The sequence below is a fragment of the Streptomyces apocyni genome (assembly GCF_009739465.1).
Taxonomy (GTDB): domain Bacteria; phylum Actinomycetota; class Actinomycetes; order Streptomycetales; family Streptomycetaceae; genus Streptomyces; species Streptomyces apocyni.
Map to the genome: position 1 here is coordinate 215,465 of NZ_WHOM01000068.1, position 17,840 is coordinate 233,304.

A 17,840-nucleotide genomic window follows, 5' to 3' on the forward strand; every position below is an offset into this window, starting at 1 on the left:
TTCCTACTCTAAGAGTTCGGGGACGCCACCGCGGCCTGAGGCCTGATCGGGAGGCGGTTGACCGGACGGCCGGTGGCCGCGCGCACCGCGGCGGCCACCGCCGCGGGCGAGGTGACCACCGGGACCGCGGACGCGGCCTTCGCGCCGAAGGGGGCGACCACGTCGCGCTCCTCGACCAGCTTCACGATGCGGATGTCCGGGGTGTCGAGGGACGTGGGCAGGGCGTACCCGGTCAGGTCGGGGTGCCGGACCAGGCCGCGCGGGGTGCGGAGGTTCTCGGTGAGGGCCGTGCCGACGCCCTGGGTGACGCCCGCCTCGATACGGGCCGCGAGCTGCGCGGGGTTGAGTACGCGGCCGACGTCCTGGGCGACCGCCAGCTCCACCACCCGTACGGCACCGAGCTCCACGTCCACGTCGACGACCGCGCGGATCGCGGCGAAGGCCAGGCCCACGAACGCGTCGCCCTGGCCCGTCTCGTCCAGCGGCTCGGTGGGGTGCGGGCGGCACTGGGCGGTGGCCCACAGCTCCTTGCCGTCCATCGCCTCCATGACGGTCGTGGAGAGCACGCCGTCGTACGAGGTGATCTTGCCGTCGGCGACCTGGAGGAGCTCGGCGGACATGCCGAACTTGGCCGCCAGGGGCTGGAGTAGCTGGGTGCGGACCATCTTGGCCGCGCGCTCCACCGCGCCACCCGACACCCAGGTGTGGCGGCTGTGGCAGGCGGGGCCCGACGGCGGCTGGTCGGTGTCGACGGAGGCGACGTGCACCTCGTCCACGCCCAGGGTTTCCTGGACGATCTGGCGGGCCAGCGTCGGGAAGCCCTGGCCGGTGTCCACCGCGGCGCAGATGACCGTGGCCACACCGCCCTCGACCTTGACGGTGGCCGTGGAGACCTCGTCGGTGCCCTCGGCGCCCAGCATGTGCACCATGCCGAGCGCGTAGCCGACGCCGCGGCGGATCGCGCCGGGCTCGCCCGCGCCTTCCAGGCCGCCGGGCAGCAGCCACTCCTCCTCGGGGGTGTCCTTGGGGAGTGGCGGCAGCGGGTAGTCGCGCACGGAGCGCAGCAGTTCGGCGACCGGGGCGGGGCAGGTGACGGTCTGTCCGGTGGGCAGGATGTCGCCGGTCGCCATCACGTTGCGCAGCCGTAGCTCCGCGGGGTCCAGGTCCAGTTTGGCGGCCAGCTTGTCCATCTGGGCCTCGTAGGCGGCGCAGACCTGCATCGCGCCCTCGCCACGGACGTGGCCTGATGGCGGGTTGTTGGTGCGGACCGCCCAGCCCTCGATGAAGGCGTGCGGGACGACGTACGGGCCGCAGGCGAAGGCGACCGCGGCCGCCAGGGACTCCGACGAGGCGTCCGCGTACGCGCCGCCGTCGAGCAGGATCTGCGCCTCGACCTTGACCAGGCGTCCGTCGGCGTCCGCGTGGTGGCGGTAGCGCAGCAGGGTGGGGTGGCGGTGGGCGTGGCCGAGGAAGGACTCCTCGCGGGTGGCGGTGAGCTTCACCGGGCAGCCGGTCTTCAGCGCGAGCAGGCCGAGCGGGAGCTGGAAGCCGGGGTCCTCGCGGTCGGCGGTGGCGCCGGGGACGCCGGTGACGACGACCTTCACCTGGTCCGGGGTGAGGCCGTAGCAGGCGGCGGCCAGGTCGCGGTCGGTGTGCGGGTCGGTGGAGGCCACGTACAGCTCGACGCCGCCGTCCGGGCGCGGTACGGCGAGGCCCGCCTCGGCGCCGATCGGGGCGGGGTCCTGGCGGCCGATGCGGTACAGGCCCTCGACGAGGATCTCGCCGACGGCGTCGGGGTCGCCGTAGCGCAGCGGGATGTGGCGGATGAGGTTGCCGTCGGGGTGCAGGGGCTCGGCGGCGAAGGCCTGCTCCGGGTCGGTGACCGGGTCCAGGACCTCGTACTCGACGATGACGGCGGCGGCGGCCATGCGCGCGGTGTCGGGGTGGTCGGCGGCTACGGCGGCGATCGGCTCGCCGTGGTGGCGTACGACGTCGGAGGCGAAGACGGGGCGGTCGGCGACCCGGCGGCCGTGCGCGGCGTCGCCCGGGACGTCCTCGTGGGTGACCACGGCGTGCACGCCGGGCATCTTGAGGGCTTCCGAGGTGTCGATGGAGGTGATGCGCGCGTGCGGGTGCGGGGAGCGCAGGATCGCCGCCCAGAGGAGGCCCTCGGCCCACAGGTCCGCCGCGTACGGGAAGGTGCCCTCGGTCTTCGCGGCGATGTCGGTGGCCTTGAGCGAGACGCCCAGGCCGTGCGGGGGCGGCTCGGGGGCGGCGGCGGGCGAGGTCGTGGGGGCGGCGGTGGCCGTGGTGGCGGCCGTGGTGGCTTCGCTGCTCATGCCTGGCCTCCGTCGTGGGGGTGGCGGTGGGCCACTCCCCCGGCGCCGGGGGGTGCCTGGTGCGGGACGCGGGCCTGGTCGGCGGGGTCGTCGGGTGCCGCGGCGGCCGCTGCGGCTGTGGCTGTGGCTGCGGCTGCCGCGGTGCCGCGTTTCGCCACGACGTCGTTGACGGCGTCGAGTACGCCGCGGTAGCCGGTGCAGCGGCAGAGGTTGCCGCACAGGGCCTGGCGGGTCTCGCGCTCGCCCGGGGCGGGGTTGCCCTCCAGGAGGTCGTGCACGGTCATGGCCATGCCGGGTGCGCAGAAGCCGCACTGCACGGCGCCGCTGGCGGCCAGGGCGCACTGCACGTCGGACGGCTGCCCGTCGGCGGCCAGCCCTTCGACCGTACGCACCTCGCTGCCCGCGCTCGTCGCGCCAGGCACCAGGCAGGAGGCCACCAGCCGCCCGTCGACCTGTACGGCGCAGGCGCCGCACTCACCCTGTGAGCAGCCGTCCTTGGCCCCGGCGAGCCCGAGGCGCTCGCGCAGCACGTACAGCAGAGACTCGCCGATCCACGCGTCGGTGACGGGCCGATCCGCGCCGTTGACCCGCAACACATAGGACGCGAGTGGCCGCTCATCAGCAAACCCGGGCCCACCAGTCCCGCCCTCCACGCTGGTCCCGTGCTCGGCACCGGACCCGCGCTCCGCGCCGGGGCCTCGCTCCGTGCCGGGCCCATCGTCCGCGCCAGGGCTTCGCCGCGTACCTAGGGCCTGCTCTAGGCCGGGGCCATGCTCTGTGCCAGGTCCGTGGTCTGAGCCGGGCCCATGGTCTGTGCCAGGGGGGTGCCCGGCGTCGGGAATGCGCTCCGGGCGAGGCCCGTGCTCTGAGCCGGTCTCGGGCTCCATGCCAAGGCCGTGCTCTGCGCCGGTCCCGGGCTCCGCGCCAGGGCTGTGCCCCGTGGCGAGGCCGCGCTCCGCGCCGGGCGCGTGGTGCGTGTTCGGTCCGTGGTCTGCGCCTTGGTCCCGCGCGGTGGCCGAGGCCTGGCCCACGGTCTGGCCGTGTGGGACAGCCCGGTCCGTGCCTGGGGGCGCGTCGATGCCGAGGGCCCCTCGCTGGCCCGGTACGGCTCCCGGGTGCGGGGCTCCGGGCGCCGCGTCGTGGGGCTGGGCCCAGGGGGCGGGGGCGCCGCCCGGGAGGGTGGGTGGGGCGTGGGTGCTCCACTGGTCCATGAGGGAGGACTTGGTGAACTCGCCTGATTCGTCCGGAAGGTTGCCCTGGGCGAGCGGAATCGACCACTGACCGGTCACGTTCGCCGGAGCGGCGGGCCCCGCCGCATCCGTGAACGTCCACTGCCCCGTGGCACCCGGTGTCTCAGGCGCGGGCGGCTGCGGAGCGTTCGGCTCCGGCCAGCGCACCGCCGCCTCGCCGATGACGGGCTCCCCGAAGCCAGCAGCCGGGTCCGGGGCAGCGGCAGCGGCAGCGGCAGGGGCAGCGGCAGACGCAGGCGCCGCGCTGAGTCCCGGGATCACGAACGTCCCCGTCGCCGCCGGGTCCGTACCCGCGCCCCCCGCGACAGAGATCTGCGGCGGCACAAAACCGCCGCTCCCCGGCGCGGCCAGCGGCGTGTCCGCGAGCCCCTCCGGGAGTGCGACGAAGGCCGTCGCGTCGGCGTCGTAGTCGCTGGGCGGAGTGGGCTGCCAGCCGCCGCCCGGGGAGCCCTCGCCCGTCGTCCCGTCGGCGCCGATTCCGTTGGTGTCACTCACGACAGCGCCCTCCCCAAGGCTCGTCGGGCCAGCACGGCGACGGTGCGCCGCAGATGCAGTACGGCGGGCGGCAGCTCATGCCGTGTCCCGTCCGCGGCCTGGTCGGGAATGCAGGCGGCCGCCACGTACTCACCGAAGGCGGTCAGCGCCTCGGGAGCCAGCGCCCGCTCCGCGTCCCAGTCGATCAGCGAGGCGACCCAGGCCTCGGCGTCGAGCGGCCGCAGCGGCATCGGCGCGACCGCGCCCACCGCGCACCGCACCCCACGCCGCGCCGGGTCGAGCACGACGCACACCGAAGCGGTCGACCGGCCAGGCCCCGTCCTGCCGGTCGCCTTGAGGAACACCTGCGGAGCGTGCAGCAGCGGCACCCGCACGTACCCGATGAGCTCGCCCGCGCGCAACATCTCCATACCGGCCAGCAGATGGGACACCGGCACCTCACGCCGCACCCCGCCCGTGCCCGCGATGATCAGCGTGGCCTCCAGCGCGGCGAGTACCGGCAGCGCGTCCCCGGCCGGGTCGGCCGTGGCGATGTTGCCGCCCAGCGTCCCGGCGTTACGGATGGTGGGCGGGCCCGCGGCCCGCGCCGCCGCGGCCAGCGCGGGGATCAGCGCCGCGAAGTCCGGGCGCCCCATCCGCGCGTGGGTCAGTGTGCTGCCGAGCAGGGCGTGCCCGTCCTGGTACTGCCAGCCGCGGATCTCGCTGATCCGGCCGAGGCCGACCAGCGCGGCGGGGCGCAGCTGTCCGGAGTTGACCGCGGCCATCAGGTCCGTACCGCCCGCGACGGGCACCGCGGCGGGCATGGCGGCGAGTGCCGCCACGGCCTCGTCAAGCGAGGCCGGCAGCGTCACGGACTGCGCCGTCTGGGCTGACTGCGGTGCGTGCGTGGTCAATGCGGCTGCCCCTTCCCGATGACCGGCCCGCCTGGACTGTTCCGCCGTACGGTACGTGCTCAAGCGCCGGACGTGGCAACTCTGGCACATCTTCCCGGGTCGCCGACGCAGGGGTCCACTAGGCGGCTATTTCTCCCTGACCAGGAAAATCGCCCGTTTCCGCAGGCACTTACCGGTCAGTACACATTGGCCCCCTTAGGCGACGCTTGTCCTGGTTCTCCCTTCCCGCACCACGGTCCCAGGGCCGCACCCCCGGGCTCCGTGGCTTTCCTGACACCTCACACGTTCGGGGGCGTCCCCTCGATCGGGCGTCCGAGCACCCCGGGGCGCCGCTGCCAGGGCAACGGGCCCCCGGATGGCCGGTAGTCGACCCCCAGTGCGTCAAGTGTCCCGTAATGCACTGACATTCGGCGCTCGAAGTCCGCGAAGTCCCGTTCCGCCGAGTCGGGCAGGCTGCTCCAGGCGACCTCGGCGAGGGCCACCAGCCGGGGGAAGGCCTGGTAGTCGACGCGGGCCCGGTTCTCCATGACCTCGGTCCACACGTTGGCCTGGGTGCCCAGTACGTGGCGTGCCTGATCGTCCGTCAACCGCGGCGGGACCGGCTCGAAGCGGTAGACGTCCTCCAGGGTGCGTACGAAACCGATGGGCACCGGTTCGTCCGCGCCGCCGTGCTGACGGTGGTCCAAGTACACCTGCTGCTCGGGGCACATGACGACGTCGTGGCCCGCCTGCGCCGCGGTGATGCCGCCCGCGTAGCCGCGCCAGGAGGAGACGGCCGCACCGGGCGCCAGTCCGCCCTGAAGGATCTCGTCCCAGCCGATGAGGCGGCGTCCGCGCTCGGTGAGCCAGCTGTCGAAGTGCCGGATGAACCAGCTCTGTAGCGCGTCCTCGTCAGCAAGGCCCAGCTCCTTGATACGGGTCTGGGCGGTCGGCGACCGCCGCCACTGGTCCTTGAGGCACTCGTCGCCGCCGACGTGGACGTACGTACTGGGGAACAGGTCCAGGACCTCGTCGAACACGGCCTCGTAGAAGCGCAGGACGTTGTCAGTGGGGGCGAGTACGTTCTCGGTGATGCCCCAGTTGTCCCAGACGGAGAGTGCGGAGGTGTCGATGACGTCGGTGTTGCCGAGTTCGGGGTACGCGGCGATCGCGGCCTGCGAGTGGCCGGGGATATCGATCTCCGGGACGACCGTGATGTGCAACCGCGCGGCGTAGGCGACGATTTCGCGGATGTCGTCCTGGGTGTAGTAGCCGCCGTGCGGCTTCTCCTCCCACAACGGCGACGCCCGGTGGCCGTACTTGGTGCGCGGGCGCCAGGCGCCGGTCTCGGTGAGTCCCGGGTAGCGCTTGATCTCGATGCGCCAGCCCTGGTCGTCGGTGAGATGGAGGTGCAGGACGTTCAGTTTGTGGGCGGCCAGCAGATCGAGGTAGCGCAGGACGTCGTCCTTGGGCAGGAAGTGCCGTGCCACGTCCAGCATGAGACCGCGCCAGCCGAAGCGGGGGCTGTCCTCGATGAGGGTGCCGGGCAGGGCCCACCGCCGGTCCGCGGTGACCGGTGCACGCCGGAAGGCCTCGGGGCCGAGGAGTTGACGGAGCGTCTGAGCGCCCCAGAAGACCCCGGCCGGTCCCCCGCCGCGCAGGGTCACGGCTTCGGTGTCCACCCGTAGCCGGTAGCCCTCGGGGCCCAGCTCATCCGTGACACCGGTATCGATACGCAGCCGTACGGCCCGGCCCCGGGCGCCGTCCCCCGTGCCGGGGTCGAGCGGCAGTCCGGTGGCCGCGCCGAGCGCGCCGCGCAGCCAGCGGGCGGTCGCCGCGGTGCCGGGACCGGCGTCCAGGACGGTCGCCTCGTCGAGTACGAAGTGCCCGGGGGAGCCGCGCTGCACGCGCGCCGCCGGGATCAGATCCGCAGGAGTCATAGGCCCGAGCCTGCCACGGGCCTGTCCGGCGGACAGGCCCTGGCGAAGGCCAAGCTCAGAACGCCAAGCTCAGAACGCCAAGCTCAGTGCGTCTGGCAGAAGCAGAAGGCGCGGGCGCGCTACTTCTGGCCGCCCTTGCCACCCTTACCGCTCTTGTCCTTGTCCTTGTCGCCTCCGGCGCCCATGGACTCGTAGATCTCCTTGCACATGGGGCACACCGGATACTTCTTCGGGTCGCGGCCCGGTACCCACACCTTGCCGCAGAGCGCGACGACGGGGGTGCCGTCGAGCGCGCTCGCCATGATCTTTTCCTTCTGGACATAGTGGGCGTAGCGCTCGTGGTCGCCGTCGCCGTGCGACAGCTCCGGTGTCGGCTCTACGAGGGTCCCCGTACCTGCCCCGCGCTCAGGCTCAAGAGTGCTCATGGCTTCCAGGGTACTTAAGCCCACCGACAACAGTCGCCCCGTGTCACCGAGCGGTCGGGTGTGCGGTCGGTCGTACGGTCAGCCGACCGGTCAGTTGAGCGAGGGGTCGTCCGGGTACGTCGCCACCATCGCCAGGTCACCGCGCTGGCGCCGCAGCACCCCACGCCACAGCCGCTCCGGCTCCGGCGACGACACGTCGCCGGGCTCCGACTCGACCACGTACCAGGCCCCGTCAGCCAGCTCGTCCTCCAGCTGGCCAGGCCCCCATCCCGCGTACCCAGCGAAGATCCGCAGCGAGCCGAGCGCCGCGGCCAGCAGCTCGGGCGGCGTTTCCAGGTCGACCAGGCCGATCGCGCCGTGCACCCGCCGCCAGCCGACCGGGCCGCTGTCTCCGGGGATGATCCCGACGCCCAGGGCCGAGTCCAGCGAGACCGGGCCGCCCTGGAAGACCACGTCCGGCTCGCCCGTGAGCGCGGCCCAGCCCTCTAGGATGTCGCTCACCCCGACGGGGGTGGGCCGGTTCAGCACCACGCCGAGCGAACCCTCCTCGTCATGGTCGAGGAGCAGTACCACGGCGCGGTCGAAGTTGGGGTCGGCCAGGGCCGGGGTCGCGACCAGCAACCGCCCTGTGAGCGAGGACACCTCGGTCATGCCAGACATGATCCCGCATCTTCGCCTTCTGTGGGGAGGCAATGCCGATACGTGAGTGATCGCAGCTCAATCGCAGCTCAGACGGCTGGATTGACGCGCCCGCGCGCGCCCCCTGAACGACCGATTCCAGTAACCGTCCGCGCTGGTAAAGGCACGGTTCGTATTAAGTCGCGACCAGTACGGCCGAAGGTCGCCCTTGGCCTTACTTAGTGGGGGTAGAAGGCCATTACTCTTGCTTTTCTGCCCCCGCCCACCTCATCGGAACGCGAGATACATGACCGTCAACGGCACTGACGACGTCCTGCTTGTCCACGGCGGAACCCCGCTGGAGGGCGAGATCCGGGTCCGTGGCGCGAAGAACCTGGTCCCCAAGGCCATGGTCGCCGCCCTGCTCGGCAGTGGCCCGAGTCGCCTGCGCAACGTCCCCGACATCCGCGACGTACGCGTCGTACGCGGACTCCTGCAACTGCACGGGGTGACCGTCCGCCCCGGCGAGCAGCCAGGTGAGCTGGTGATGGACCCGTCGCACGTGGAGAGCGCGAACGTCGCGGACATCGACGCGCACGCGGGCTCCTCGCGCATCCCGATCCTGTTCTGCGGCCCACTGCTGCACCGCCTGGGCCATGCCTTCATCCCGGGCCTGGGTGGCTGTGACATCGGCGGACGGCCGATCGACTTCCACTTCGAGGTGCTGCGCAAGTTCGGCGCGACAATCGAGAAGCGCGAGGGCGGCCAGTACCTGGAGGCCCCGCAGCGGCTGCGCGGCTGCAAGATCCGGCTGCCCTACCCGTCCGTCGGCGCGACCGAGCAGGTGCTGCTCACGGCCGTGCTCGCAGAGGGTGTCACGGAGCTGTCGAACGCGGCGGTGGAGCCGGAGATCGAGGACCTCATCTGCGTACTGCAGAAGATGGGCGCGATCATCGCGATGGACACCGACCGGACCATCCGGGTCACCGGTGTGGACAGCCTCGGCGGCTACAACCACGCGGCGCTCTCGGACCGCCTGGAGGCCGCCTCCTGGGCGTCCGCCGCGCTGGCGACCGAAGGCAACGTCTATGTGCGCGGCGCCCAGCAGCGCTCGATGATGACGTTCCTGAACACCTACCGCAAGGTCGGTGGCGCCTTCGAGATCGACGACGAGGGCATCCGCTTCTGGCACCCGGGCGGCTCGCTGAACGCGATAGCCCTGGAGACCGACGTGCACCCCGGTTTCCAGACCGACTGGCAGCAGCCGCTGGTGGTGGCACTCACCCAGGCCGCCGGTCTGTCGATCGTGCACGAGACGGTGTACGAGTCGCGGCTCGGCTTCACCGAGGCGCTGAACCAGATGGGCGCGCACATCCAGCTCTACCGCGAGTGCCTGGGCGGTTCGGACTGCCGCTTCGGGCAGCGCAACTTCCTGCACTCGGCGGTGGTTTCCGGACCGACGAAGCTCCAGGGCGCGGATCTGGTCATTCCTGACCTGCGCGGCGGCTTCTCGTATCTGATCGCGGCGCTGGCCGCGCAGGGGACGTCCCGGGTGCACGGCATCGACCTGATCAACCGGGGCTACGAGAACTTCATGGAGAAGCTGGTGGAGCTCGGCGCGAAGGTCGAGCTGCCGGGCGGGGCGCTGGTCTAGCCCCCTTTCAGTCCCCTTTCCGGATGCCGGTACGCCGCTGGGGCGGCCACCCACAACGGGTGGCCGCCCCAGTCACGTACGGGACAGGTGCTGTGGTCCTACGACCGCTCGGCGACCAGTACGGGATTGTCGTGCGGGGTGACCGTGCAGCGCGCCCCCGGCGCCAGCCCGGTCGCCTCCCAGCTCGGCAGGTCGGCCTTGAAGACGGCCCCGGACTCCGTGCTGAGGTGCAGCCGCGTGGTGGCGCCGAGGAAGGTCGCCACCCGTACGGTCGCGGCCGTGCCGCTCTTGTCGTCGGCCGCGCCGACCGCCAGGCCCTCGGGGCGCAGCAGGACGTCGACCTCGCTGCCGGTCGCGGGCGTCTCGCCGTGGATGGGCAGCCGCCGTCCGAAGAGCTCGACGACGCCGCCGTCCCGTACGGTGCCCGGCAGCCGGTTCATGGTGCCGACGAACTCGGCGACGAACGGGGTGGCCGGGCGGTCGTACAACTCGCTCGGCGCGGCGCACTGTTCGAGCCGTCCGTCCTTCATCACGGCGACGCGGTCCGCCATGGACAGCGCCTCCTCCTGGTCGTGGGTGACGAACACGGTGGTGATGCCCAGCTCCAGCTGGATGCGCCGGATCTCCTCGCGCAGGGTGAGCCGCACCTTGGCGTCGAGCGCCGACAGCGGCTCGTCGAGGAGCAGCACCTTGGGGCGGATGGCGAGCGCGCGGGCGAGCGCGACGCGCTGCTGCTGGCCGCCGGAGAGCTGGTGCGGGTAGTGGCCCTCGCGCCCCGGCAGGCCGACCAGGTCCAGGAGTTCCTGGGCCCGCTCCTTGCGTTCGGCGGATGCCTTGCCGCGTACCCGCAGCCCGTAGGCGACGTTCTCGGCGGCCGTCATGTTGGGGAAGAGGCTGTACGACTGGAAGACCATGCCGATGTCGCGGCGGTTGGCCGGGACCGAGGTGACGTCCTGGCCGTCCATCAGCAGCTCGCCGCCGTCGGCGGTCTCGAAGCCCGCGATGATGCGCAGCGCGGTGGTCTTGCCGCAGCCGGACGGGCCGAGCAGGGCGACCATCTCGCCGGGGGCGATATCCAGGTCGAGTCCGTCGAGGGCGACCGTGGAGCCGAACTCCCGGCGCAGTTGCTTGAGTTGCACGGGGACGGTCATGACACGGTCTTCTTTCCGTTCTCGCGGCGGGAGCTCTTACGGCTGCGGCCGCCCGCCAGGGTGGTGAGCAGGAGCAGCAGCCCCCAGGTGATGAGCAGGCTGAGCATCGCGGCGGCGACCGAGAGCTGGGCCTCGGAGTCCTTGATCTCCACCATCCAGACGGAGAACGGACGGTAGGAGAGCACGGAGGCGACGGTGTACTCGCCGAGCACCATGGCCAGGCTGAGTACGGCGCCGCCCATCACGGCCGCCCGCAGGTTCGGTACGACGACCTGCCACAGGGTCTGCAGCCGGGACGCGCCGAGGCTGCGCGCGGCCTCGACGAGGGTGCGCAGGTCGACGGCGCGCAGCCCGGCGTCCAGGGAGCGGTACAGGAACGGCAGCGACATGACCGTGTAGACCAGCACAAGGACCAGCGGGAAGTTCTCGTCCCGCAGGGCCTGGAAGGTCATGTAGAGGGGCGTGTCGGCGAGGTCCTGCTCCCAGGACAGCACGGTGGTGACGCCCGCGACGAGCGCGATGGGCGGGACGACCAGCGGCATCATGCAGAGGATCTCGACGACCCGGCGCAGCTTGGGCAGATAGAGCGCGACGGCGACGAGCGTCGGCACCATCAGCAGCAGCCCGCAGATGATGGTGGCCAGACCGAGCCGCACGGACAGCATCAGGCTCGTGGTGAGCCCTTCGGTGCCCAGTCCGTCGGTGTACGCGTCGAAACTGACGCCGTCCACCTCGTTGATGCTGAACCAGATCGAGGCGCCGATGGGGACCAGGAAGTACAGCGCGGCGAGCGGCAGGACGATGCCCCGCGAGGTCAACTTCATGCTCGACTTCATCCGAGCCATCGGGCACTCCTGCGCTGCAGCGGTATCTGTACGGCCATCACCAGGAGCGCGATCACGACCATGTTGAGGCTCATGGCGAGCGCGAGGTTCTCCTGGCCCACCAGGACGTTGCCGTTGAGGGCGTTGGCGATCTGGATGGTGATGAGCGGCTGGGACGAGCCGACCATGACGGCGGCGGTGGCGTGCGAGGCGAAGGCGGTGCCGAACATCAGCACCGCGCCGCCGAGCAGCGAGGGGATCAGCACCGGGATGCCGACGTGCCGCCAGTACTGGGCCCGGGTGGCGCCGCAGGACGCGGCGGCCTCCTGCCACTGGACGCGCAGGCCGTCCAGGGCGGGCAGTACGGTCACCACCATCAGCGGGATCATGAAGTAGAGGTAGGCCAGCACCAGGCCGGTGAAGCTGTAGAGGCTGAACCCGGTCTCGTGCAGGTGGAACAGCTGGGTGACGGTGCCGGTCGTGCCGAGGGTCGCGATGAAGGCGAAGGCGAGGGGTGCGCCGGAGAAGTTGGCGAGCACCCCGCTCGCCGAGACGACGATGCCGCGCAGTGACGCTCGCTGGGAGCTGACCACGGCCTGGGCGATCAGGGTGCCCAGTACGGTCGCCAGCAGGGCGGTGACGACGGAGAGTTCGACGCTTCCGGTCAGCCCGGTCGCGTACGCCCCGGACAGCGAGCCGTTGACGTTCTCCATCGAGAACTCGCTGGTGCCGGTCGCTGTGTCGACGACGGTGAACGCCCCGTACACCATGGTCCCGGCGGGCAGCCCGAAGCAGACCGCGAGAAACACGAAGAACGGTACGACGGCGGGCCACCGATGCCGTCGCGCTCCGCGCCGCCGAGCGCCGGGGCCCCGTACCGGAGCGGAGGCGGGCGCGGGGTCGGGGTCGGGCGCGGAGGCGGGTGCGCCCGCCGCGGGCGCGGAGTCCGCCAGGGTGGCGGCTCCGCTGCCCGCGGGGGAGGGTGCGGTCTTGTCGGGCATGCTTAGCTGACCGCCTTGCCCCAGCCCTGGACGACCTTCTCCTTGGCCTTGGCTTCCTGGGCCTCGGTGGGCTCCTGCGGGGTGCCGTCGACCTCGGGGATCTTGGCGGCGGCGGCCTTGTCGGCGGTGCCGTCCTTCTTCATGGCGTCCAGGAGCGCGGGGCGCGAGAAGCCCTTGAGCCAGATGTTCTGCCCCTCGGGGCTGTAGAGGAACTCCACCCACAGGCGGGCGGCGGCCGGGTGCGGGGCGTGCTTGTTGACGGCCTGGTTGTAGTAGCGCGAGTACAGGCCGTCGGAGGGCACCGCGACCTGCCAGTCGACGCCCTTGGGCTTGAGCTTCTCGCCGTAGCCGAGGTTGAGGTAGTCCCAGTCGATCGAGATCGGCGTCTCGCCCTGCTGGATGGTGGCCAGCGTGGACTTCGCGGGGACGAAGTTGCCCTTCTTCTTCAGCTCCTGGAAGAAGTCGAGACCGGGCTGCACGTCGTCCAGGGACCCGCCGTTGGCGAGCGCGGCGGCGATGACCGCGGCCAGCGCGGAGCCGGACTCCGTCGGGTCGCCGTTGAGCGCGACCTTGTTCTTGTACTCGGGCTTGAGCAGGTCCTTGAACGTCTCGGGGCAGTTCTTCACGGCCTTGGCGTCACAGCCGATGGACATGAAGCCGCCGTAGTTGTTCATGAACGAGGCGTCGGACTGCTTCTGCGCGTCCGGGATGTCGTCCCAGCCCTCGACCTTGTAGGGGGCCAGCAGGTCCTGCTTCTTGGCCTCCTGCATGTACGAGGTGCCGATGTCGAGGGCGTCGACGGCGCGGCTCTGGCCCTTGCGCTTGGCGGCCGCGTTGAGCGCGCCCTGGCTGGAGCCGCCCGGGTCCTCGTTGTTGACGTCGATGTCGTACTTCTTCTCGAAGGCCGCGATCATCTCGCCGTAGTTCGCCCAGTCCGGCGCGAGGGCGTAGACGTTGAGCTTGCCCTCCTTCTCCGCCGCCTCGACGAGCTTCTCCATACCGCCGAAGTCCGCGGCCGACTCGGCCGTCGCGGCCTTGCTGTCCTTCGCGTCGTTCTCGGGTGCGGAGCCACAGCCGGTGGCCACCACGGCGGTGAGGCCTGCGATGGCCGCGGCGGTCAGGACGCGGCGGGGATGGTGTGCCTTCACGATGCAAACTCCTGGGTCTTCGGCGAGCCACCTGTCTGGACAAGCCATCGTCAGTTAGCCAGCCGAAGTTAACAGCCAAGTGACCGGCCGGTAAAGCCCCGACGAGATGAAAAGTGCAGGTCAGAAGCGTTATCAAGCCGTAGGTTTAGCTTCGGTCAAAAGCGGTTAGGCGCAGGGTTCGCACTTCCGGATAGGATTTTTACTGCGCACAGAGTGAGGGATGCGGACCGCCGCGTAAGGATGGCATGATCAAGGCCGCGCCCGCTGCGCGCAGCGCGTACGAGAGCATCGCGTACGAGCGCACCGCGCACCACGGAGTCCCCAAGGAGGAACGTGACCCGACGGCACCAGCAGATTGCCGAGGAGCTGCGCCAGGCGATCGCCGAAGGTACCTACCCGGTGGGCTCCGCGCTGCCGTCGGAGTCCGAACTGGCGCTGACGCACGGCGTGTCCCGTGGCACGCTCCGGCAGGCCTTCGGCACGTTGCAGTCCGAGGGCCTGATCGGGTCCCGGCAGGGCGCGCGCCGCGTCGTCCTGGCCACCACCCCCAGCCAGAGCTTCACCGAACTGCGCAGCTTCGCCCAGTGGGCCAGGGCGGGCGGGCGCGCCCCCGGCGGCCTGGTGCTGAGCTCGGCGCGCGGGAAGGCCACCGAGGCCCAGGCCGCGCAACTGCAACTGGCACCCGACGACGAGGTGTTGCACGTCCTGCGGGTACGCACCCTGGACGGCGAGCCGGTGCTCCTGGAGCGCACGGTGTACGCCGGGTGGGCGGCCGATGCCGTCGAGCGGCTGCCGGACGACTGCGAATCGGTCACCCAGAGCCTGTACGAGGCCGCTGGCCTGGTGATGTGCCACGGCGAGCACCATCTGGACGCGGTCGCCGCGGGCACCACCGACGCCCGGGAGCTGGGCGTACGGCGCGGTTCGCCGCTGCTGCGGGTGCGCCGTACCACGACCACCGCCGACGGCCGTCCGGTCGAGACCTCGGACGACCGCTACAAGCCGGGCTCGGTCGTCTTCACCGTCCGCAACTCGGTGCAGGCCAACCCGCTGGTCCGCACCTCGCCCACCGCCTGACTGACCTCTGGTGACTGACCTCTAGGAACAGCGAGCCGTATGAACCCCCTCCCCCGCCCCGCCGCCCTGCTGTGCGACATGGACGGCACCCTCGTCGACACCGAACACGCCTGGCTGGACACCGTCGCCGGGTTCCTGCGCACGCAGGGCTCGCCGACGGACGCGGCCACCCTCGCGCCGTTCGCGGGCGTCACGCTGGACGACGCGGCCGGGCAGCTCGTACGCGGCGGCCTCACCGCCCTGACGACGGCCGAGGCGGCCACCCGGCTTGACCGGGAGTTCACCGCCCGGGTGGCGGCCGGGGTGACCGTCCAGCCGGGCGCCCTGCGCCTCCTGGACCGGGCCCGCGCCCTGGGGGTGCCGACGGCGCTGGTGACCGCGTCCGAGCGGCATGTGGCCGATCTGATACTCGACACGCTCGGGCGGCACCGCTTCGACACCTCGGTGGCCTCGGGCGAGGCCCCGCGCGGCAAGCCGCACCCGGACCCGTATCTGACCGCCGCGGCCGCGCTGGGCGTGGCGCCGGGCGACTGCCTCGCGGTCGAGGACACCCCCACGGGCGCGGCGGCCGCGCTCGCCGCGGGCTGCCGTCTGCTGGCCGTGCCCTCGGTCCCCGGCATCGAGCCGGGCCCCCGTACGGTCTTCGTGACGTCCCTGACGGAGGCGGACCTGGCGGAAGCCGCGTAACGCACCACGCCTCAGAAAACGTCCTCAGACGCGTGTGAGGGCGACCCCGGGTCACCGGAGCCGCCCTCACACGTATGACTGCCAGGCTTACTTGCCCTTGGCCGCTTCCTTGAGCTTCGAGCCCGCGGAAACCTTCACGCTGAAGCCAGCCGGGATGTCGATCGGCTCACCGGTCTGCGGGTTGCGCGCCGTACGAGCGGCACGGTGGGTGCGCTCGAAGGTGAGGAAGCCGGGGATGGTGACCTTCTCGTCGCCCTTGGCGACGATCTCGCCGACGGTCTCGGCGAACGCGGCCAGCACGGCGTCGGCGTCCTTACGGGTCACCTCGGCGCGGTCGGCCAGGGCGGCCACCAGCTCACTGCGGTTCATGTTTGTACTCCCGTGTTCTTCTTGCTGTTGAGGCGTGCCACGCGGCGGAGCCGCATATCGGGCACAGCGAAGCCGATGCTGTCAGGGTCCTCAGCGGTCCCCGAACCCGGGTCCGTCGTCAGACCCTCGCGCCCAGAGACGCATCCTGCCCCCACCTGCGGCGGGAAAGCCAATCCGGCACCCTGGAGAGTCACCCGGAAAGCGCCCATCTGCCAGGCGGGATGCCTCGAAATGGTGACGCTCCATCGGCTCCCGGCAGCGGACCGCAGGACTGTCATGGGCGTGGTCCCCGCAACCCTAGAGTGCCGCCGTGCGGCTGAGGTTCGCGACGCGCCGCGATTCAGACCGTGTCGGTGGTCACACCCTCGGCCGCCGCGGCCTTGGCGGCGGTACGGACCGCTCCGGCGACCGCGCCCGCGACCGTGTCGTTGAACACGCTGGGGATCACGTAGTTGGCGTTCAGCTCGTCCTCGCTGACGACGTCCGCGAGGGCGCTCGCCGCGGCCAGCATCATGTCGGTGTTGACCGTACGCGACTGGGCGTCGAGCAGACCGCGGAAGACGCCGGGGAACACCAGGACGTTGTTGATCTGGTTCGGGAAGTCCGAGCGCCCGGTGGCCACGACGGCCGCCGTCTGGCGCGCGACACCCGGCTCGATCTCGGGGTCCGGGTTCGCGAGCGCGAACACGATGGCGTCGTCCGCCATGGCCGCGACGTCGTCGCCGCCGAGGACGTTCGGGGCGGATACGCCGATGAAGACGTCGGCGCCGACGACCGCCTCTTTCAGAGTGCCGGTGACGCCTTCGGGGTTGGTGTTGTCCGCGATCCAGCGCAGCGGCGAGCCCTCGGCCGCGTCCACCAGGTCCGCGCGGGCGGAGTGCACCACGCCGTGGATGTCGGCGACCACGGCGTGCTCGACGCCGGCCGCGATCAGCAGCTTGAGGATGGCCGTACCGGCGGCGCCCGCACCGGACATGACGACGCGTACGTCCCCGATCGCCTTGCCGACCACGCGAAGTGCGTTGGTCAGCGCGGCGAGTACGACAATCGCGGTGCCGTGCTGGTCGTCGTGGAAGACCGGGATGTCCAGCGCCTCACGCAGCCGTGCCTCGATCTCGAAGCAGCGCGGCGCGGAGATGTCCTCCAGGTTGATCCCGGCGAAGCCGGGGGCGATCGCCTTGACGATCTCGACGATCGCGTCGGTGTCCTGGGTGTCCAGGCAGATCGGCCAGGCGTCGATCCCGGCGAAGCGCTTGAAGAGGGCGGCCTTGCCCTCCATCACGGGCAGCGCGGCCTTCGGGCCGATGTTGCCGAGGCCCAGCACGGCGGAGCCGTCCGTCACGACCGCAACGGAGTTGCGCTTGATGGTGAGGCGTCGGGCGTCCTCGGGGTTCTCGGCGATCGCCATGCACACGCGGGCCACGCCCGGGGTGTAGATCATGGAGAGGTCGTCACGGTTTCGGATGGGGTGCTTGGACGCCATCTCGATCTTGCCGCCGAGGTGCATCAGGAACGTACGGTCCGAGACCTTGCCGAGGATGACGCCCTCGACCGTGTGCAGCTTCTCGACGATCTCCTCCGCGTGCGCGGTGGAGGTCGCGGCGATGGTGACGTCGATACGGAGCCGCTCATGGCCCGATGCGGTGACATCAAGGCCGGTGACCGAGCCGCCGGAGGATTCGACGGCCGTGGTGAGCTGCGAAACCGCGGTTCCGCTCGCGGGCACCTCGAGCCGGACCGTCATCGAATAGGAGACGCTGGGCGCCGTTGCCATGCCGACTTCCTCTTTCACCTTGTGTCACGTACGTCGTCCGATCGTCGCACCTACCGCCTGGTACGTGGTAGCCGCCCCGGGTTGAGAACGTTTTGTTCCCGGCTTGAGTCGCGGGTCGATCGGCGATTTGTCGCTTCTTTTGGAAAACTTTTTCCACTATACGAGAAGTTGTACGCGCAACGAAAGGGGCCCCGGCACAACGGAGAGGTCCGCGTC

The 17,840-nt window shown here is 71.3% G+C and carries 15 protein-coding genes; 3 read left to right on the plus strand and 12 right to left on the minus strand.

Features of this window, described 5'->3' with window-relative positions:
• Window positions 1-8: 8 nt before the first annotated feature.
• The 6 genes from GCN81_RS24850 to GCN81_RS24875 form a co-directional block, all read right to left on the minus strand.
• Entirely contained in the window at window positions 9-2,339 is a 2,331-nt protein-coding gene (locus GCN81_RS24850; RefSeq protein ID WP_156726688.1) for a xanthine dehydrogenase family protein molybdopterin-binding subunit, read from the minus strand.
• Window positions 2,336-4,084, minus strand: coding sequence for a 2Fe-2S iron-sulfur cluster-binding protein (locus GCN81_RS24855; RefSeq protein WP_231626944.1), 1,749 nt, complete (start codon window positions 4,082-4,084; stop codon window positions 2,336-2,338). Before GCN81_RS24855 ends, GCN81_RS24850 begins: the two co-directional genes overlap by 4 nt.
• Entirely contained in the window at window positions 4,081-4,977 is an 897-nt protein-coding gene (locus tag GCN81_RS24860; RefSeq protein ID WP_156726689.1) for an FAD binding domain-containing protein, read from the minus strand. Before GCN81_RS24860 ends, GCN81_RS24855 begins: the two co-directional genes overlap by 4 nt.
• 278 nt (window positions 4,978-5,255) lie before the next feature.
• Window positions 5,256-6,896 (minus strand): beta-N-acetylhexosaminidase, encoded by a 1,641-nt coding sequence (locus tag GCN81_RS24865; protein ID WP_156726690.1) that lies wholly within the window; start codon window positions 6,894-6,896, stop codon window positions 5,256-5,258.
• A 119-nt stretch (window positions 6,897-7,015) separates the two neighbouring features.
• Window positions 7,016-7,321, minus strand: a complete 306-nt coding sequence (locus GCN81_RS24870) for a DUF3039 domain-containing protein (RefSeq protein ID WP_156726691.1) — start codon at window positions 7,319-7,321, stop codon at window positions 7,016-7,018.
• A gap of 90 nt (window positions 7,322-7,411) precedes the next feature.
• Window positions 7,412-7,972, minus strand: coding sequence for a YqgE/AlgH family protein (locus tag GCN81_RS24875; RefSeq protein ID WP_197287761.1), 561 nt, complete (start codon window positions 7,970-7,972; stop codon window positions 7,412-7,414).
• Window positions 7,973-8,246: 274 nt separating this feature from the next.
• Here GCN81_RS24875 and murA point away from each other — a divergent pair, with 274 nt between their 5' ends.
• Window positions 8,247-9,593 carry a UDP-N-acetylglucosamine 1-carboxyvinyltransferase gene (gene murA, locus GCN81_RS24880; protein ID WP_156726693.1) on the plus strand — a complete coding sequence of 449 codons (1,347 nt, stop codon included), beginning with the start codon at window positions 8,247-8,249 and terminating at the stop codon, window positions 9,591-9,593.
• A 98-nt stretch (window positions 9,594-9,691) separates the two neighbouring features.
• Here the strand turns inward: murA and GCN81_RS24885 are convergent, their stop codons facing one another.
• The 4 genes from GCN81_RS24885 to GCN81_RS24900 are packed head-to-tail and all read right to left on the minus strand — an operon-like array spanning window position 9,692 to window position 13,717.
• Entirely contained in the window at window positions 9,692-10,744 is a 1,053-nt protein-coding gene (locus tag GCN81_RS24885; RefSeq protein WP_156726694.1) for an ABC transporter ATP-binding protein, read from the minus strand.
• Complete coding sequence (locus tag GCN81_RS24890) at window positions 10,741-11,568, minus strand: ABC transporter permease (RefSeq protein WP_156726695.1); 828 nt, start codon at window positions 11,566-11,568, stop codon at window positions 10,741-10,743. Before GCN81_RS24890 ends, GCN81_RS24885 begins: the two co-directional genes overlap by 4 nt.
• A gap of 8 nt (window positions 11,569-11,576) precedes the next feature.
• Entirely contained in the window at window positions 11,577-12,569 is a 993-nt protein-coding gene (locus GCN81_RS24895) for an ABC transporter permease (RefSeq protein ID WP_156726696.1), read from the minus strand.
• 2 nt (window positions 12,570-12,571) lie between these two features.
• On the minus strand, window positions 12,572-13,717 hold the full coding sequence (locus GCN81_RS24900; protein ID WP_156726697.1) for an ABC transporter substrate-binding protein: 1,146 nt from the start codon (window positions 13,715-13,717) through the stop codon (window positions 12,572-12,574).
• A 333-nt stretch (window positions 13,718-14,050) separates the two neighbouring features.
• On the opposite strand from GCN81_RS24900, the gene GCN81_RS24905 reads away from it, so the two are divergent.
• Both GCN81_RS24905 and GCN81_RS24910 read left to right on the plus strand, forming a co-directional pair.
• Window positions 14,051-14,794 (plus strand): GntR family transcriptional regulator, encoded by a 744-nt coding sequence (locus GCN81_RS24905; RefSeq protein WP_156726698.1) that lies wholly within the window; start codon window positions 14,051-14,053, stop codon window positions 14,792-14,794.
• Between the two features lie 39 nt (window positions 14,795-14,833).
• Window positions 14,834-15,481, plus strand: coding sequence for an HAD family hydrolase (locus tag GCN81_RS24910; protein ID WP_156726699.1), 648 nt, complete (start codon window positions 14,834-14,836; stop codon window positions 15,479-15,481).
• Window positions 15,482-15,568: 87 nt separating this feature from the next.
• Here GCN81_RS24910 and GCN81_RS24915 read toward each other — a convergent pair whose 3' ends face one another.
• Window positions 15,569-15,850 carry an HU family DNA-binding protein gene (locus GCN81_RS24915; protein ID WP_156726700.1) on the minus strand — a complete coding sequence of 94 codons (282 nt, stop codon included), beginning with the start codon at window positions 15,848-15,850 and terminating at the stop codon, window positions 15,569-15,571.
• 340 nt (window positions 15,851-16,190) lie between these two features.
• Window positions 16,191-17,624 carry an NAD-dependent malic enzyme gene (locus GCN81_RS24920; RefSeq protein ID WP_156726701.1) on the minus strand — a complete coding sequence of 478 codons (1,434 nt, stop codon included), beginning with the start codon at window positions 17,622-17,624 and terminating at the stop codon, window positions 16,191-16,193.
• Between the last annotated feature and the right edge of the window lie 216 nt (window positions 17,625-17,840).

Excerpts from the sequence above, each read along its gene's own strand:
- GCN81_RS24870 (WP_156726691.1), bottom strand. The coding sequence starts at position 7,321 with ATGAGCACTCTTGAGCCTGAGCGCGGGGCAGGTACGGGGACCCTCGTA.
- GCN81_RS24915 (WP_156726700.1), bottom strand. The coding sequence starts at position 15,850 with ATGAACCGCAGTGAGCTGGTGGCCGCCCTGGCCGACCGCGCCGAGGTG.
- murA (WP_156726693.1), top strand. The coding sequence starts at position 8,247 with ATGACCGTCAACGGCACTGACGACGTCCTGCTTGTCCACGGCGGAACC.
- GCN81_RS24865 (WP_156726690.1), bottom strand. The coding sequence starts at position 6,896 with ATGACTCCTGCGGATCTGATCCCGGCGGCGCGCGTGCAGCGCGGCTCC.
- GCN81_RS24885 (WP_156726694.1), bottom strand. The coding sequence starts at position 10,744 with ATGACCGTCCCCGTGCAACTCAAGCAACTGCGCCGGGAGTTCGGCTCC.
- GCN81_RS24850 (WP_156726688.1), bottom strand. The coding sequence starts at position 2,339 with ATGAGCAGCGAAGCCACCACGGCCGCCACCACGGCCACCGCCGCCCCC.
- GCN81_RS24910 (WP_156726699.1), top strand. The coding sequence starts at position 14,834 with ATGAACCCCCTCCCCCGCCCCGCCGCCCTGCTGTGCGACATGGACGGC.
- GCN81_RS24875 (WP_197287761.1), bottom strand. The coding sequence starts at position 7,972 with ATGACCGAGGTGTCCTCGCTCACAGGGCGGTTGCTGGTCGCGACCCCG.
- GCN81_RS24890 (WP_156726695.1), bottom strand. The coding sequence starts at position 11,568 with ATGAAGTTGACCTCGCGGGGCATCGTCCTGCCGCTCGCCGCGCTGTAC.
- GCN81_RS24920 (WP_156726701.1), bottom strand. The coding sequence starts at position 17,624 with ATGGCAACGGCGCCCAGCGTCTCCTATTCGATGACGGTCCGGCTCGAG.
- GCN81_RS24895 (WP_156726696.1), bottom strand. The coding sequence starts at position 12,569 with ATGCCCGACAAGACCGCACCCTCCCCCGCGGGCAGCGGAGCCGCCACC.